At 28.2% G+C, this 15,560-nt stretch carries 16 protein-coding genes; 15 read left to right on the top strand and 1 reads right to left on the bottom strand.

What is annotated here, in order from left to right; translation table 11 throughout:
* Positions 1 to 87: 87 nt before the first annotated feature.
* The 15 genes from I2E98_RS09780 to I2E98_RS09710 all read left to right on the top strand — a co-directional run bounded on the left by I2E98_RS09780 (position 88) and on the right by I2E98_RS09710 (position 15,210).
* Positions 88 to 774 (top strand): response regulator transcription factor, encoded by a 687-nt coding sequence (locus tag I2E98_RS09780; protein ID WP_195468734.1) that lies wholly within the window; start codon positions 88 to 90, stop codon positions 772 to 774.
* On the top strand, positions 775 to 2,184 hold the full coding sequence (locus I2E98_RS09775) for a HAMP domain-containing sensor histidine kinase (protein WP_195468733.1): 1,410 nt from the start codon (positions 775 to 777) through the stop codon (positions 2,182 to 2,184).
* Between the two features lie 104 nt (positions 2,185 to 2,288).
* Complete coding sequence (locus tag I2E98_RS09770; protein ID WP_195468732.1) at positions 2,289 to 3,425, top strand: S1C family serine protease; 1,137 nt, start codon at positions 2,289 to 2,291, stop codon at positions 3,423 to 3,425.
* 225 nt (positions 3,426 to 3,650) lie between these two features.
* On the top strand, positions 3,651 to 4,226 hold the full coding sequence (gene pth / locus I2E98_RS09765; protein WP_195468731.1) for an aminoacyl-tRNA hydrolase: 576 nt from the start codon (positions 3,651 to 3,653) through the stop codon (positions 4,224 to 4,226).
* 24 nt (positions 4,227 to 4,250) lie between these two features.
* Positions 4,251 to 7,775, top strand: coding sequence for a transcription-repair coupling factor (gene mfd / locus I2E98_RS09760; protein WP_195468802.1), 3,525 nt, complete (start codon positions 4,251 to 4,253; stop codon positions 7,773 to 7,775).
* Positions 7,776 to 7,859: 84 nt separating this feature from the next.
* Positions 7,860 to 8,876 (top strand): peptidylprolyl isomerase, encoded by a 1,017-nt coding sequence (locus I2E98_RS09755; RefSeq protein ID WP_195468730.1) that lies wholly within the window; start codon positions 7,860 to 7,862, stop codon positions 8,874 to 8,876.
* A gap of 211 nt (positions 8,877 to 9,087) precedes the next feature.
* The gene (gene spoVT / locus I2E98_RS09750; RefSeq protein WP_195468729.1) at positions 9,088 to 9,636 is read left to right on the top strand and encodes a stage V sporulation protein T; all 549 of its coding nucleotides are present in this window, start codon (positions 9,088 to 9,090) and stop codon (positions 9,634 to 9,636) included.
* Positions 9,637 to 9,751: 115 nt separating this feature from the next.
* Positions 9,752 to 11,281: a polysaccharide biosynthesis protein gene (locus I2E98_RS09745; RefSeq protein ID WP_195468728.1), complete on the top strand. Its 1,530-nt coding sequence runs from the start codon at positions 9,752 to 9,754 to the stop codon at positions 11,279 to 11,281.
* 17 nt (positions 11,282 to 11,298) lie between these two features.
* Entirely contained in the window at positions 11,299 to 12,747 is a 1,449-nt protein-coding gene (mazG, locus tag I2E98_RS09740; protein WP_195468727.1) for a nucleoside triphosphate pyrophosphohydrolase, read from the top strand.
* Between the two features lie 256 nt (positions 12,748 to 13,003).
* The gene (locus I2E98_RS09735; RefSeq protein WP_042400053.1) at positions 13,004 to 13,279 is read left to right on the top strand and encodes an HU family DNA-binding protein; all 276 of its coding nucleotides are present in this window, start codon (positions 13,004 to 13,006) and stop codon (positions 13,277 to 13,279) included.
* A gap of 73 nt (positions 13,280 to 13,352) precedes the next feature.
* The gene (locus tag I2E98_RS09730; protein ID WP_195468726.1) at positions 13,353 to 13,613 is read left to right on the top strand and encodes an RNA-binding S4 domain-containing protein; all 261 of its coding nucleotides are present in this window, start codon (positions 13,353 to 13,355) and stop codon (positions 13,611 to 13,613) included.
* 52 nt (positions 13,614 to 13,665) lie between these two features.
* A complete protein-coding gene (gene yabP, locus I2E98_RS09725; RefSeq protein WP_195468725.1) occupies positions 13,666 to 13,959 on the top strand; it encodes a sporulation protein YabP in 294 nt (97 codons plus the stop codon).
* Positions 13,960 to 13,968: 9 nt separating this feature from the next.
* Entirely contained in the window at positions 13,969 to 14,361 is a 393-nt protein-coding gene (gene yabQ / locus I2E98_RS09720; protein WP_195468724.1) for a spore cortex biosynthesis protein YabQ, read from the top strand.
* A gap of 82 nt (positions 14,362 to 14,443) precedes the next feature.
* The gene (locus tag I2E98_RS09715; RefSeq protein WP_195468723.1) at positions 14,444 to 14,725 is read left to right on the top strand and encodes a septum formation initiator family protein; all 282 of its coding nucleotides are present in this window, start codon (positions 14,444 to 14,446) and stop codon (positions 14,723 to 14,725) included.
* 86 nt (positions 14,726 to 14,811) lie between these two features.
* Positions 14,812 to 15,210, top strand: a complete 399-nt coding sequence (locus I2E98_RS09710; RefSeq protein WP_133014606.1) for a S1 domain-containing RNA-binding protein — start codon at positions 14,812 to 14,814, stop codon at positions 15,208 to 15,210.
* A gap of 80 nt (positions 15,211 to 15,290) precedes the next feature.
* Here the strand turns inward: I2E98_RS09710 and I2E98_RS15865 are convergent.
* Positions 15,291 to 15,560 (bottom strand): hypothetical protein (locus I2E98_RS15865; protein ID WP_207737595.1); only part of this gene is annotated, 270 nt, incomplete at its 5' end.

The following is a 15,560-nucleotide window of genomic DNA, read 5'->3' as shown; positions in this document are numbered from 1 at the left end:
TGTGTTACAAATGTAAATTTTATAAGAACTCTATTATTGTTTTTTTAAATATAGTATAAAATAGTAAATAAGGAAGGTGAATAAAAGATGGAAGATAAATTAGGAAAAGTTTTAATTGTAGATGATGATGCTCACATTAACGAACTTATAGATATGTATTTAAAAAGTGGAGGATATAGTACTAAGAAATGTTTTAATGGGAATGATGCTTGCAATATAGTGTCAACAGAAGATATTGGATTAGTAATATTAGATGTAATGTTACCAGGAAGGGATGGAATAGAGGTTCTTAAATATATAAGAAAAAGTAGCGATATTCCAGTAATAATGTTAACAGCTAAGGGTGAAGTTTTTGATAAGGTACTTGCATTAGAGTTAGGGGCTGATGATTATATGGTAAAACCATTTGATCCTAAAGAATTATTAGCAAGAGTTAAAGCTGTAACAAGAAGATATGTAGTTGATAATCAATCAAAGGATATAATAAAATATTCAGATTTAATAATTGATATTGGAGCATATGAGGTAACATATAAAGGAAGTACTGTGAAATTAGCACCTAAGGAATTAGAGTTACTTTATTTTATGGCAAGTAATCCTAATAAAGTTTTTACTAGAGAACAACTTATGTATGAAGTATGGGGCTATGATTATCCAGGAGATTCAAGAACTGTTGATGTTCATATAAAAAGACTAAGAGAAAAGGTTAAAGGCGGGGAAAGTTGGGAACTTCAAACAGTATGGGGTGTTGGTTATAAATTTGAGGTGAGATAGGTGAAGAAAAATAGTATAGTACGAAAGTTAATAATTACTTTTTCTTCAATAACAGGAGGATTATTAATACTTGTTGGATTAGTATTAAGTATAGGGTTTTATAGAATTAGCCACAATGAACTTGTAGATACACTAAACAAACAATTAGATGTTGTTTCAGAATCAGTAGGTAGTTATTTAAAATACCAAGAAGGTACCTATGATGAAGTTAATAGGTTATTAAAGATAGCTTGTTTAACTAATAATATGGATGGAATTATATTAGATAGATTAGGATATATCTATATGGTATCTAGTAGTGAATATAGTGAACTTAAATATACTAATATAGATATAACTAGCACTAAAATGCCTACTGATGGAGAAATGATTTATAAGAAAATTTCAATAGATGATACAAAGGATTCAAAAGTAGATGCATTTATTAAACCTATTTATTCAAATAAACAATTAGATGGTTATATAATAATGATTGAAAATGATCCTGTAAATGAAAAGCGTACAATAATTATAATATGGATATCTGTTGTATTAGCAGTAATAGTTGCAGCGGCAATTGTAAAATATTTTGCTCAATTATTAGTAGTAGAGCCAATAGAACAAATCAATAATGCTGCGAAAAGACTAGCTAAAGGTGATGTACAAGAAAGAGTAAAAGTTGTTGGAAACAATGAGATTGGAGAATTGGCTCAATCATTTAATAGAATGGCACAATCTATTGAGGAATCTGATAATATTAGAAAAGAATTTATTTCAAATGTTTCTCATGAATTACGTTCGCCTATAACTTCAATAAAAGGCTTTATTGGGGGAATATTAGATGGAGTTATTCCTAGAGATAAAGAAAATTATTATTTAAAAATAGTTTATGATGAAATAGATAGATTAGCTAGACTTGTTAATGATTTATTAGATATTTCAGCTATGGAATCAGGAAAGTTTAATTTACATATTTCTGAGTTTGATATTAATCAAACGGTAAGTCTGTGTATATTAAATTTAGAAAGTAAGATACAGACAAAAGGCTTAAATGTTAAAGCAACATTTCATGAAAAAAGATGCTTTGCAATAGGTGATAGAGATAGGATACTTCAAGTTATGACCAATTTACTTGAAAATGCTATTAAATATAGTGAAGATAATGGACAAATAGAAGTCAATATATCAACAAAAAGTGAAAAAATATTCGTAAGTATATTTAATTCAGGTGATATTCTTTCAGAACATGATCTAAATCATATTTGGGATAGATTTTATAAGAGTGATAAATCAAGAACTAATAAAATTAGTACAGGATTAGGATTACCTATAGTAAGATTAATATTATCACAACATAATCAAGATATATGGGTAGAAAATGTAGAAGATAAGGGTGTAAGGTTTATATTTACATTACAACGAAATAACTAAAGGAATGCGTCATAATTTAATATAAAAAATTAGATTTTACTATGTGATATAGAAATATTGAGATTAATTCAAGGTATACAATATTTCAATAGTAAGAGGTGGATATGAATAATAGAGAAAATATAAAAAGAAGAATATCAAATACTCCACAAGATAGGATATCTAATATAATTTTTGAAAAGAAAAATAGTACTAAAGCAAGAGTTAAATTTGGGGTTAAGATAATTCTGTACGTAGTCATAGCAGGATTTTTAGGCTCGATTTTAGCTAATATAAGCATTAGAAATAAGTATGGTGGAGCCATGCAGCAAATTAAAGAAATTAAAGAAAGTGCAGATATGGTTATATTAGATTATACAAAAGTTATAAAAGAAGTATCACAATCATTAGTTAGTATTAGTGATTCAGAAGAAAAACTTACTGAAGATGAGTATTTTGAAGGAAATACAACTGGAATTATAATAGATTCAAGTGGAGTAATATTAACGAATTATTCTTCAATTAAAGAAAAAAGCAAAATATATGTAAAGTTACCATCAGTAGCAGCAATGCCAATAGAAGCACGAATATTAGTTGAAGATGAAGATAGAAATTTAGCAATAATAAAAATAGAATTTGATGGAGAATTACAAGCTATAAAAATAGCAGATCCGGATAGTATAAAGGAAGGGCAAGGAATAGTTGTATTAGGAAATGCGATAGGTGATGAATATATAGGAAGCTCAATTCCAGGTATTATTACATCAAAAAATGAAAAGCTAAATATAGAAGAAGGAAAAAGCCAATCACTTTTACAAATAAATGCACTTATAAATGAAAAAAATACAGGAGGTGCAATTTGTAATTCTAAAGGAGAATTAGTTGGAATTGCCGATTTATCTATTACTAATGAACGAAATGAAGATGGGCTTTATTATGGACTACAGATGGAAGAACTTCAAGATATGATTAATTCAACAAATGCATTTAAGAGACTTTTAGGAATAATTGATGGTGGAGTAGTTGTTGATGAAACAAGAGATTTTAATGGATTTTATATACAAGAACTAGATAAGAACGGAAACGCGTATCTAGCTGGGATTAAACCTACAGACATTATTATAGAAATAGATGGATATGAAGTTGTGAATGTTGATGATTTAATACAATTGTTACAAGATAAGAAAAAGGATGATATACTACATTGTAAGGTTTTAAGCGATGGAGAAATGAAGCATGTAGATATCAAAATATTAACATAAAGCAATTTAGACTAATTCTAATTAAGAGTTGGTCTAAATTTTTGCTTTAAAATCAGTAGTGTGTTTCATAAGTGAGAGTCTAAATTTTCAATTTAGCTAGTCGAACTTACACCTAGGAATGAAAATGAATAATGTGTTTAACAATATAATAATAAAAAACTTTTATTATTGAAAAAAATGGTATAATATAAAATAGTCACTTTAAAAGTAACGGAGGAATAAAGAATGTTTTTAATAGTTGGATTAGGAAATCCGGGGAAAGAATATGACGGGACAAGACACAATATAGGATTTGCAGCAGTAGATTATATAGCTGATAAGTATAATATAGAATTAAATAGGATAAAATTTAAAGGTGTGTTTGGCGAAGGATTTATAGACGGAAAGAAGGTAATTCTATTAAAGCCAACTACGTATATGAACTTAAGTGGAGAAAGTATTAGAGAAGTAATTAACTTTTATAAAATATCCAATGAAGAAGTAATTGTAATTTATGATGATATTAGTTTGGAAGTAGGAAGATTAAGAATAAGAGAAAAAGGTAGTCATGGTGGACACAATGGAATAAAAAGTATCATAGCTAACTTAGGTACTGATGTATTTCCAAGAGTTAAAATAGGTGTAGGAGCACCAAAGGGAAATTTAGTTTCGCATGTATTAGGGAAATTTAGTGAAGATGAGATTGAAATTTTAAGAGAAACAATAAAGGCATCTAGTGATGCGGTAAGTATAATGATAAAGTCAGATGCTAAAGAAGCAATGAATAAGTTAAATGGATTTAATGCATGTAAAGAAAGTTAAAGAGAAGTTATGGAAGGTGATAAAATGAGATTACAAGGGCTATTACAACCCTTACAGGAAAATGACAAATTTATTACGGTGATAAATAGTATAAAAAATAAAAAGTTTCCAATAAATATATCTGGATTATCAGATTCAGGAAAAAGTTATATAATAGATGGAATATTTAATGAGATAGATAATTCGTTAGTTATAGTAACACATAATGAAATTGAGGCTAAAAATTTATATGAAGATTTGAATCTTTACTCTACTAATGTATACTTTTTACCTATAAGAGAAGTTGTGTTTTATAATGTTGATGCGATTTCAGGAGATCTTAGATGGGCAAGGTTAAAAGTAATAAAAGAAATACTTAATAATAAAAATAAAAAAATAATAGTTACATCAATTGATGCAATGACCTCATTATATACACCTCGAGAAAAATACTTAAATTATAGCATTAGTATAAAGAATGGCGATGAAGTAGATTTAAAAGAAATTTCGAAAAAGTTAATTGAGTGTGGATATGAAAGAGTTGAGGTAGTAGAAGGTAAGGGCGAATTTTCATTCAGAGGAGGGATACTAGATGTTTTCCCTCCTATAGCTGTTTATCCATATAGAATTGAGCTTTTTGGAGATGAGATAGATTCTATTAGAACTTTTAATATAGAATCCCAAAGAAGTATTGAAAAGGTTGAATTTGTGGAAATTTTCCCAGCAAAAGAAGTAATAGTCGATGAAGAGGCAAAAAAAAGTGCCAATGATAAAATAATTAGTGAGCTTGATTCAATAATTGAAAAATCAAATAAGAAAAATAATGAACAAATTGATAAAATAAGAGGAATAGTTAATAAAAATCTAGAAATGTTGAATGAAACTTCAACATTTGAAACTATTGATAGTTATTTACCTTTCTTTTATAAAGAAATGGAATCATTTTTTGATTATTTAGAAGGATATACATTTATAATTGATGATTTAAAGAGATGTCAGGGGAAAATTGAAAGTATATATTATGAGTTTAATGAAAATTATTTAGCTTTTCTTCAAAGAGGTGATATATTACCTTCTCAAAATAAATTATTAATAGATAAAGAAGAATTATTGATTCGATTAGAAAAGTCTGATGTTATAACATTGAATACATTTGATACAAGAGCAGATATTCTATTTCCGTTAACTAGCATAGAATTAAATCAAATTACATCAAATAATTATAATGGACAATTAGATTTACTCATTGAAGATATAAAATCAAGAAAAGCAAAGGGATTTAGAACTTTAATATTAGCAGGTACTAGAACTAGAGGAGAAAGATTGGTAAAAACACTTAGAGATAGAGATGTTGAAAGTGTTTATAAGGATGAAGTAAATAATATTGAATTAGGTCAAGCGGTAGTTACATTTGGAAATTTAATGAAAGGGTTTGAGTATCCTGATTTAAAGATATGTGTAATATCTGATAAAGAGGTATTTGGTGAAGCTAAAAAGTCCCTGCCTAAAAAGACAAATAAGAAAAAGGGTGTAGGAAAGATAACTAGCTTTGCAGAGTTAAAACCAGGAGATTATGTAGTACATGCAAATCATGGGATAGGTGTATTTAAAGGAATTAAACAAATTGACATAGCTGGTAATACGAGAGATTACTTAGATATTGTATATGATAAGGGCGATAAGCTTTATGTTCCGGTGGATCAATTAGATTTAGTTCAAAAATATATAGGAAGTGAAGGAAAGACACCTAAGATTAATAAATTGGGTGGAAATGAGTGGCAAAAAGCTAAGGCTAAGGTTAGAAAATCAATTAATGAGATTGCTGAAGATTTAGTAAAGTTATATGCAGCTAGAGCAGCATTAAAAGGGTATAAATATTCTAAAGATACAGAATGGCAAAGACAATTTGAAGATGAGTTCCCATATGAAGAAACGCCTGATCAATTATCATCATTAGAAGAGATAAAGCATGATATGGAATCAGATAAGCCAATGGATAGATTGCTTTGTGGAGATGTTGGATATGGTAAAACAGAGGTAGCTATAAGAGCTGCTTTTAAGGCTGTTATGGATGGAAAACAGGTTGCATTTCTTGTACCAACAACTATATTAGCTGAACAACATTATAAAAATTTAAAAAAGAGATTTTCGGACTTCCCAGTTAAAATAGACATGATTAGTAGATTTAGAACTGCAAAGCAACAAAAGGCTACTTTGCAAGCTTTAAAAGAAGGAAATGTAGATATCTTAATAGGAACTCATAGATTGGTATCAAAGGATATTGCATTTAAAGATTTAGGATTATTAATAGTAGATGAGGAGCAAAGATTTGGAGTTGCTCAAAAGGAAAAAATAAAATCTTTAAAGAAAAATATAGATGTACTTACATTGAGTGCAACACCAATTCCAAGAACTCTTCATATGTCACTTACAGGGGTTAGAGATATATCAGTTATAGAAACTCCACCAGAGGAAAGATACCCTATTCAAACATATGTTGTAGAGCAAAATGACCAACTTATTAGAGATGCAATTTTAAGAGAAGTTGGAAGAGGTGGGCAAGTTTATTTTGTTTATAACAGAGTAGAAAGTATACAAAGTATGGCCAATTATATAAGGGAGTTAGTTCCTGAATGTAAAGTTGGAATCATTCATGGGCAGATGACAGAGAAAGAGTTGGAAGCCGAAATGATTAATTTTATGCAAAAAGAATATGACGTTTTAGTATGTACAACTATTATAGAAACAGGTATTGATATACCAAATGTAAATACAATGATAGTAAATAATGCAGATAAAATGGGATTATCGCAATTATATCAATTAAGAGGAAGAGTTGGACGTTCTAATAAAATAGCTTATGCTTACTTTATGTATACTAAAGATAAGGTATTAACTGAAGTTGCTGAAAAGAGATTAAAAGCTTTAAAAGATTTTACAGAGCTTGGTTCTGGATTTAAAATAGCCATGAGAGATTTAGAAATAAGAGGAGCGGGAAATATGATGGGCTCATCTCAACATGGACATATGGCTGCTATAGGATATGATTTATACTGTAGAATGTTAGAAGATACTGTTAAGTTAATCAAAGGTGAAATAGAGCAAGAGCCTATTGAAACTACTGTTGATATAAAAATGGATGCATATATTCCAGCTTCATATATTGAAGATGAAATACAAAAAATAGAGGTTTACAAGAAGATAGCAGCAATTGAAAATATGGATGATTATACTGAGATAAAAGAAGAATTAGAGGATAGATACTCTAGTATTCCAGAAGCCGTTTATAATTTAATGGATATAGCATATATTAAGAGTTTAGCTAAGATACTTTTAATTGAAGAGATAAAAGAAAATCAAAAAGAAATAAGATTTAAATTCCAGAAAGGATTTAAAAATGTTAATAAAGTATATAGGGTCCTTTTAAGTAAATATAAAGATAATGTAGTTTTATATTTTGGAGAAACGCCATTTTTTGCTGTAAGAATTAACACTATAAAGAGAGAGGAAATGTTGAATTTTTATAAAGAGCTTCTTAAGGAATTAATTGAAAATTCACGTAAAAAATAGACAGTAAAATTTGAATAAAAAGGATATTACTGATATACTAATTTATGTAACAAATTATTATTTAAGTAAAGTGAGGGAAATGAATTGAGAAAAATAAAAAATATAGTGATAGCTGCAGCTATAACTACAATGGCTTTTTCTATAACAGGATGTAAAATGATAGAAAAGACTCCAGAGGCTATACAAAAAACTGTTTTAGCAAAGGTTGGGAATGATAAAATTACTATGGCTGATGTTAATAGTGAATTACAAGCTGATATAGACTATTTAACAGAAACATATGGCGAAGATTATGAAAAAAACATTGATGATAGCTTAAAGGAACAATTAAAAACAGCTAGAACACAAGTATTACAACAGTTAGTTGACGATAAAGTATTAATAACTAAGGGTACAGAGCTTGGATATATCCCATCAGATGAAGAATTATCAACTGCTATAGAACAAGAAAAAGCTAAGTTTACAGAGGCATATGGTGGAGAAGAAGGATTAAAAGAAGCTCTAGAATATTATGGAATGTCAGATGAAAAATTTAATTCATTTATAGAAAATTTAGTTAAAACTGACAAAGTTAAAGAAGCTATCATAAAGGATGTTACTGTAACTGATGAAGAAGTTGAACAATATTATAATGACAATATTGATAAGTATACAGTTAAAGCTGGGGCAAATGCTAAGCACATCTTATTTGAGACTGAAGAAGAAGCACAATCAGCTAAAAATAAAATTGATTCTGGTGAAGCTACATTTGATGAAATATATGCACAATATGAATCTAACAATAATGGAAGCGGAACACTACCTGTTTCTCAAGATTTAGGATATGTTGAAAATGAGCAAGAAGGCTATGATACAGATTTCTTAGCTGGATTCAAAACTTTAAAAGAAGGTGAAGTTTCAGCACCAGTTAAAAGTTCATTTGGTTACCATATAATTAAAGTTGAAGGTGTTCAAACAGAAGATAAGGTAACTCCACTTGATGATGTTAAAGATAGTATAAAATCTACTTTATTAAGTGAAAAACAAGAGGAAGTATATAATTCAACATTAGAAGAATGGAAAAAAGACTTAAATGTTAAGTTATATGAAGATAGATTATAATTTTTAATAAAAGGTTAAGCAAAATTTAAAGTTTTGCTTAACCTTTTATTTATATTTAAAAATTTTTTTGCTTTATTGCCATAGACTTCAAAGAATTCCTCAATAAATAGTAAAGGATAAATATTGGGTATATGTGTATAAAATTTCTAATAGTTCAAATAATAATACTGCAGTTAATTATATAAACTAATCAAGGAGGTAGCTCATAATAATGAAAGCGACAGGAATAGTTAGACGTATTGATGATTTAGGAAGAGTAGTTATACCAAAAGAAATAAGAAGAACTTTAAGAATTAGAGAAGGGGATCCATTAGAAATATTTACAGATAGAGAAGGTGGGGTAATATTAAAAAAATATTCTCCTATTGGGGAATTAACAGATTTCTCCAAGGAGTATGCTGAAAGCTTACAACAATCAATTGGTCATATTGTTTTAATTGCGGACAAAGATGCTTTTATATCTGTAAGTGGAGCAACAAAAAAAGATTATTTTGAGAGAAAAATAAGTTCAGAACTAGAAGAAATTATGGATGGTAGAAAAGCTTCTATAATAACAGAAGAAGGTAAAACAATACCGCTACATAATGACGAGGACCAAGGAGAATATACAAGCCAAGTAATAGCACCAATAATAACAGAAGGAGATGCTATTGGAGCTGTACTTATTGTTTCAAAAGAAACTGGAGAAAAATTTGGCGATTTACAATTAAAATTAGCAGAAACTGCAGCCGCTTTCCTAGGAAAGCAAATGGAACAATAAGTTATTAAATTAGTATTACAATATTTAGAAAATAAACAAAGAATATATGTAATAATACCTCTAAGCTTTAAATAAAAATTAGTAGTAGTTAGTAATTTAAGTTTGGAGGTATTTTATGAAGAAACAATCTCTTATAAAGGGAAGTTTGGTTCTAGGATTAGCAGGAATGGTAGCAAAAGTGTTAGGTTTTTTCTTTAGATGGCCATTAATTATGCTAATAGGTGATGAGGGAATAGGGTATTATCAATTATCCTATCCTTTATATATGTTTTTTGTTGCTATGGCAAGTGGAGTACCTGTTGCAGTTTCGAAAATGATTTCAGAAAAAAATGCAATGGGTGATATTGAAGGTGGTTATGAAGTTGTTAAGGAATCATCTTATTTAATGATGACATTAGGTATTGGAACATCTTTAATATTATTCTTTTTTGCAAAGCCTATAATTAATTTTTTGAAATGGGATATGAAATCATATTATGCATTAATAGGAATATCTTTCGCACCTATGATGGTTTCTTTCGTTAATGTATTTAGAGGCTTTTTTCAAGGATTACAAAATATGACTCCATCAGGAACGTCGCAAATATTAGAACAAATAGGTAGAGTAGTAATTGGAGTTGGACTAGCTTATATACTTTTACCAAAGGGAATAGAGTATTCGGCAGGTGGAGCTGCATTTGGAGCTGCTGGTGGTGCGATGATAGCATGTATATATTTATGGATTAAATATATAAAAGTAAGAAAAGAGATGGGTATTAAAAAGATAAAAACCAATACAGATATATTAAATGAAATATTGAAAATGGCAATTCCTATTTCTTTAGGAGCTACAGTTGGAACTATAATGAATTTAATAGACTCTATTGTAGTTCCTCAAAAGCTAATAGAATCTGGAGTTACCAATGCTACGGCATTATATGGACAACTTACAGGTAAGGCTGCTGTGTTAGTAAATATACCATTAACATTATCCATGGCTATATGTACATCATTAATTCCAATAATTTCAGAGCATTATATACTAAACAGAAAAGAAGAAATGCAAAGCAAAATAAATATAGCAATGAAATTATCAGCTGTAATAGCATTACCATGTACCTTAGGAATGTTTTGTTTAGCAGGTCCAATAATGAAATTGGTGTTTTTTGATAAATATGAAGGGGTAGAAATATTAAGATATCTGTCTATATCAATTCCTTTTGTAATAACAACTCAAACAACTACATCTATATTACAAGCAACTAACCATTATATAAGACCAGTTATTAACTTGATAATAGGATGTATTATAAAGGTTGTTTTGACAATGGTTTTAGTCCCTATCCCAAGAATAAATATCTTTGGAGCTGTAATAGCAAGTGTTTCTGCATATATTGTAGTTACTATATTAAATCTTATAGCACTTAGAACAAAAACTAAATGTAAAATAAGTATATATGATTCTTTTGTAAAGCCAGGTTATGCTTCTGTTGCAATGATAGTTGTAGTTTTATTTAGTTATAATTTTATTATGGAAAGGTTAGATAGTAATAGTATTTCTTGCTTATTATCAATATTTATGGGTATTATTATATATATGATAGCTATTTTAATCTTTAAAGTATTTGAAGTTGATGAAATAAAGAATAGATTAGCAAGAAAATGATGTAAGGAGAGTACTATATGATAAAAATAGTTGGATTAGGACCAGGTTCACCAGATGCATTAACTATAGGAGCTGTTGAGGCTTTACAAGGAAGTAAAAACTTATATTTTAGAACGGAGAAGCATCCTACAGTTGATTATTTAAAGAATAGATTAGAAACTTTTAAGACTTGTGATAATTATTATGAAGAAGGAAGTAGTTTTGATGAAGTGTATTCTAATATCGCTAGAAGTATGATAGAAGAATATAAGATATCTGGAGAATTGGTGTATGCAGTTCCAGGTCATCCTTTAGTTGCAGAAAGATCAGTTTTAAATTTAATTAATTTATGTAATAAAAACAATATTGAGTATAAAATATTACCAGCAGTTAGCTTTGTAGATGCTATGATGGATAGATTACAAATAGATCCTATAGAAGGACTAAAGATTATAGATGCATTTGATATAAAAAATCAAATTTTAGATAAAAGAATTGGCACTATAATAACTCAAGTGTATAATCCATTAATAGCATCAGAAGTTAAACTTGAATTGCTAGAATATTATCATGATGAAACTGAAATTTATTATGTTAGAGCGGCAGGAATAGAAGGAGAAGAATCTATAAGAAAAATTCCAATATATGAACTTGATATGCAAGAAGATATAGATTATTTAACTTCTGTATATATTCCTAAGGATATAAATAACAAAAAAGATTTCTATGATTTAGTTGATACAATAGAAATTTTAAGAAGTGAAAATGGATGTGCGTGGGATAGAGAACAAACTCATGAAAGTATAAAGAATTCACTTTTAGAAGAAGCTTATGAAGTAATTGAGGCTATAGAAGATGATAATATAGATGGATTAATTGAAGAGTTAGGAGATGTTTTATTACAAGTTGTATTCCATTCAATTATAGGAAAAGAAGATGGATACTTTAACATATCAGATGTAATAGAAGCAATTACTTCTAAGATGATTTATAGACATCCGCATGTTTTTGGAGATGCAACTGCTAATAATTCAGAAGAAGTATTGGCAAATTGGGATGAATTAAAAAAGAAAGAGAAAAGTTATGAAACACTTACTGAAGAAATAAACGGAATAGCAAAAACATTACCAGCTTTAACAAAAGCGCATAAAGTGCAAAAGAAAGTTGCCAAAGTAGGGTTTGATTTTGAAAGTGTGGATGAAGCAGTTAAAAAGATTGAAGAAGAAATAAATGAAGTATTAGATGTATATAAAACCAATAATATGGAAAAAATAATAAATGAAGTTGGAGATTTATTATTTGCTTGTGTTAATGTATCTAGATTATTAAATGTAGATGAGGAAGAAGCATTAACCAAATCAACTAAAAAGTTCATAAAAAGATTTGGCTTTATTGAAGATAATGTATTAAAACAAGGAAAAGATTTAAAAAGTGTTACATTAGATGAAATGAATAGTTTATGGGAAACTTCTAAAAAGTACGATTAGTAAAGAAAAAAAGTGAATTTTCTGCAGTAATAGAAGGATTTTTGAAGTTTATGCAGAATATTTTTAAAGAGAATAACAAATTAATGACTATACTACAAGAAAAAGTTGTAATAAATATATTTTTATAGAAAAATACCCATATTACTATAGACTACTTTATAAAGTGGATATATAATAAGGTAATGTAGTTATAGTACATAATTAAAAATAGTTAACTACAATATTTTTAACTGTTTATTTAAGGAGGATGTAAATCGTGAATAAAGCAGAATTAATTACTAGCATGGCTGAAAAAAGCCAATTAACAAAGAAAGATGCAGAAACAGCTTTAAAGGCATTTATTGATTCAGTTCAAGAAGCTTTAGAAAATGGAGAAAAAGTTCAATTAGTTGGATTTGGTACTTTTGAAACTAGAGAAAGAGCAGCTAGAGAAGGAAGAAACCCAAGAACTAAAGAAACTATAAACATTCCAGCTTCAACTGTTCCAGTATTTAAAGCAGGAAAAGAGTTTAAAGAAAGAGTTAATAAGTAATTATAAATTTAAGCCCGAGTTATCTCGGGCTTTTTGATACACAAAAATACTTTGAATGTAAGGGGAAACAGAAATGAGATTAGATAAATACTTAAAAGTTTCAAGAATAATAAAAAGAAGAACAGTTGCAAAAGAAGCTTGTGAAGGTGGAAGAGTATCTATTAATGATAAAGTAGCAAAGCCATCAACTGATGTTAAAGAAGGAGATATAATTGAAATTACATTTGCAAATAGAAAATTAAAGGCAAAAATAGTAAACATAGCAGAACATGTAAGAAAAGAAAATGCTAAGGAAATGTATGAAATCTTAGAAGGTGTAGAAGACCAAGAATAATTTTTTAAAATACTTCATATATTTAATCAAGAAATATATGGAGGAATAGATAATGGAGAAAAAAATAGATAATAAAATTGAGGATAATAGAGGAAACATTATACTAGAAAATAGAAAGAAGATGACATTAACTGGAGTAGAAGAGGTTATTAGCTTTGATGACGAAAAAATATTACTTAACACTAAATTAGGAGCACTAACAATAAAGGGATTAAATTTAAAAATGAATAAATTAGATGTACAAAATGGCGATGTAATGATAAATGGAGAAATATATTATATTGTCTATAGTGGAAAAGAAATAAAGAAAGAGAAGGAAAGCATAGTAGGAAGGCTTTTCAAGTAGGAGGTTATTATGCCATTAGATACTAATATACAATTTAGCATTATATTGTATGCATTATTGGCAGGTATATTAACCGGCTTAATGTTTGACTTATATAGAATAATTAGAGGTAGCAAGGTGCCAAAAGCTATAATAGTAATAGAGGATACGTTGTTTTGGGTATTAGCTGCTATGATCATTTTTGCATTTCTCCTTTACACAAATTATGCATTCTTAGGAGTATATGTTTATACATTCATGTTGATATCCTTAGGGTTATATATGAAATTTGTTAGCAATAAGTGTATAAGATTTGAATTAGAAGTAGTTAATGGAGTAGGTAAAGTGTTTAGAATTATTTTCAAAAATATTATATATCCATTTAAAATTATATTTTATAATATTACGGGGAAAAATAATTAGTATAAAAAATATCTTGAATTAAATATGTAGAGTGTTTACAATATATTTATAGAATGATATAAAAGAAGGGTACTAGATATTTATGAAAAAAAACATAAACCTTAAGGGAATTATTGTTGTTTTAATTGTAGGAGTTTTTAGTATATGCTTAATAAAGCAATTAACTGTACTAAGAAGGATAAAGAACGATATTGCTATTCAAACTCAAGAATTACAAGAGTTGAAGGAAAAAAATATTAAGTTGCAAGCAGAGCTAGATAGAGCTCAGAGTAATAATGAATATTTAGAAAAGTTAGCAAGAGAAAGATTAGGGCTAATAAAAGAAGGCGAGCAGCAAGTTATTCCAGATAACAATTCAGAATAGTATTGGTTTAAGTTTAAATTTCTATTAATGTGGTTATTATTATTAATAACATAGATTATTTAATTTTAAGGAGGATTCTTTGTAAAATGACCTTAATGGCAGGAAACATATTAGAGGGTACAGTGGTAAATATTACGAACTTCGGAGCTTTCGTAGAGATAGAAGGTAAAACAGGATTAGTTCATATTTCAGAAGTTGCAGATTCTTTTGTTAAGGATATAAGACAACATCTTAATGAACAAGATAAGGTTAAGGTAAAAGTTATATCTATAGATGATAATGGAAAGATCAGCTTATCTATAAAGCAAGCTAATGTTAAGAAAAAATCAGTTAAACCAGCAGAAATTGAATGGAAAACTGAGAAGAAAGCTGCTCCAGCAAATTTTGAAGATATAATGTCTAGATTCTTAAAAGATAGTGAAGAAAGACAACAAGACTTCAAAAAGCATCAAGAATTTAAAGCAAGATCAAGAAAGAGTTTTTAGATTTTAGATTTTAGACATAATATAAGTTTTATATATAAGAGAGAGATGATATATTTGAATTTATCATTCTCTTTTTTTATTTATTTTTTTGATTTTATTGATTTTAACCATAAAATTAATAGAGAAATTTCAGAAATAAGACCGCTGGAAATGGCTATTTTACTAGGGTTTATAAAAAAATATAAAAAAATATAAAAAAAAGCGAAAAAAATGTTGACAGTATTATGTTCATCATATATAATTAATTTTGTCGTCAGATGACGGCAAAGAAAAATACGCTGAAGTGGCGGAACAGGCAGACGCACAGGACTTAAAATCCTGCGGTAGCGATACCGTACCGGTTCGATTCC

Source organism: Clostridium sp. D43t1_170807_H7, assembly GCF_015555905.1.
GTDB lineage: Bacteria > Bacillota > Clostridia > Clostridiales > Clostridiaceae > Clostridium.
Note: the sequence above shows the minus strand (reverse complement) of the source record. Positions and strands in the feature narration are given on the sequence as shown.

Excerpts from the sequence above, each read along its gene's own strand:
- I2E98_RS09730 (WP_195468726.1), top strand. The coding sequence starts at position 13,353 with ATGAGATTAGATAAATACTTAAAAGTTTCAAGAATAATAAAAAGAAGA.
- mfd (WP_195468802.1), top strand. The coding sequence starts at position 4,251 with ATGAGATTACAAGGGCTATTACAACCCTTACAGGAAAATGACAAATTT.
- I2E98_RS09745 (WP_195468728.1), top strand. The coding sequence starts at position 9,752 with ATGAAGAAACAATCTCTTATAAAGGGAAGTTTGGTTCTAGGATTAGCA.
- pth (WP_195468731.1), top strand. The coding sequence starts at position 3,651 with ATGTTTTTAATAGTTGGATTAGGAAATCCGGGGAAAGAATATGACGGG.
- spoVT (WP_195468729.1), top strand. The coding sequence starts at position 9,088 with ATGAAAGCGACAGGAATAGTTAGACGTATTGATGATTTAGGAAGAGTA.
- yabQ (WP_195468724.1), top strand. The coding sequence starts at position 13,969 with ATGCCATTAGATACTAATATACAATTTAGCATTATATTGTATGCATTA.
- mazG (WP_195468727.1), top strand. The coding sequence starts at position 11,299 with ATGATAAAAATAGTTGGATTAGGACCAGGTTCACCAGATGCATTAACT.
- I2E98_RS09770 (WP_195468732.1), top strand. The coding sequence starts at position 2,289 with ATGAATAATAGAGAAAATATAAAAAGAAGAATATCAAATACTCCACAA.
- yabP (WP_195468725.1), top strand. The coding sequence starts at position 13,666 with ATGGAGAAAAAAATAGATAATAAAATTGAGGATAATAGAGGAAACATT.
- I2E98_RS09780 (WP_195468734.1), top strand. The coding sequence starts at position 88 with ATGGAAGATAAATTAGGAAAAGTTTTAATTGTAGATGATGATGCTCAC.
- I2E98_RS09715 (WP_195468723.1), top strand. The coding sequence starts at position 14,444 with ATGAAAAAAAACATAAACCTTAAGGGAATTATTGTTGTTTTAATTGTA.
- I2E98_RS09710 (WP_133014606.1), top strand. The coding sequence starts at position 14,812 with ATGACCTTAATGGCAGGAAACATATTAGAGGGTACAGTGGTAAATATT.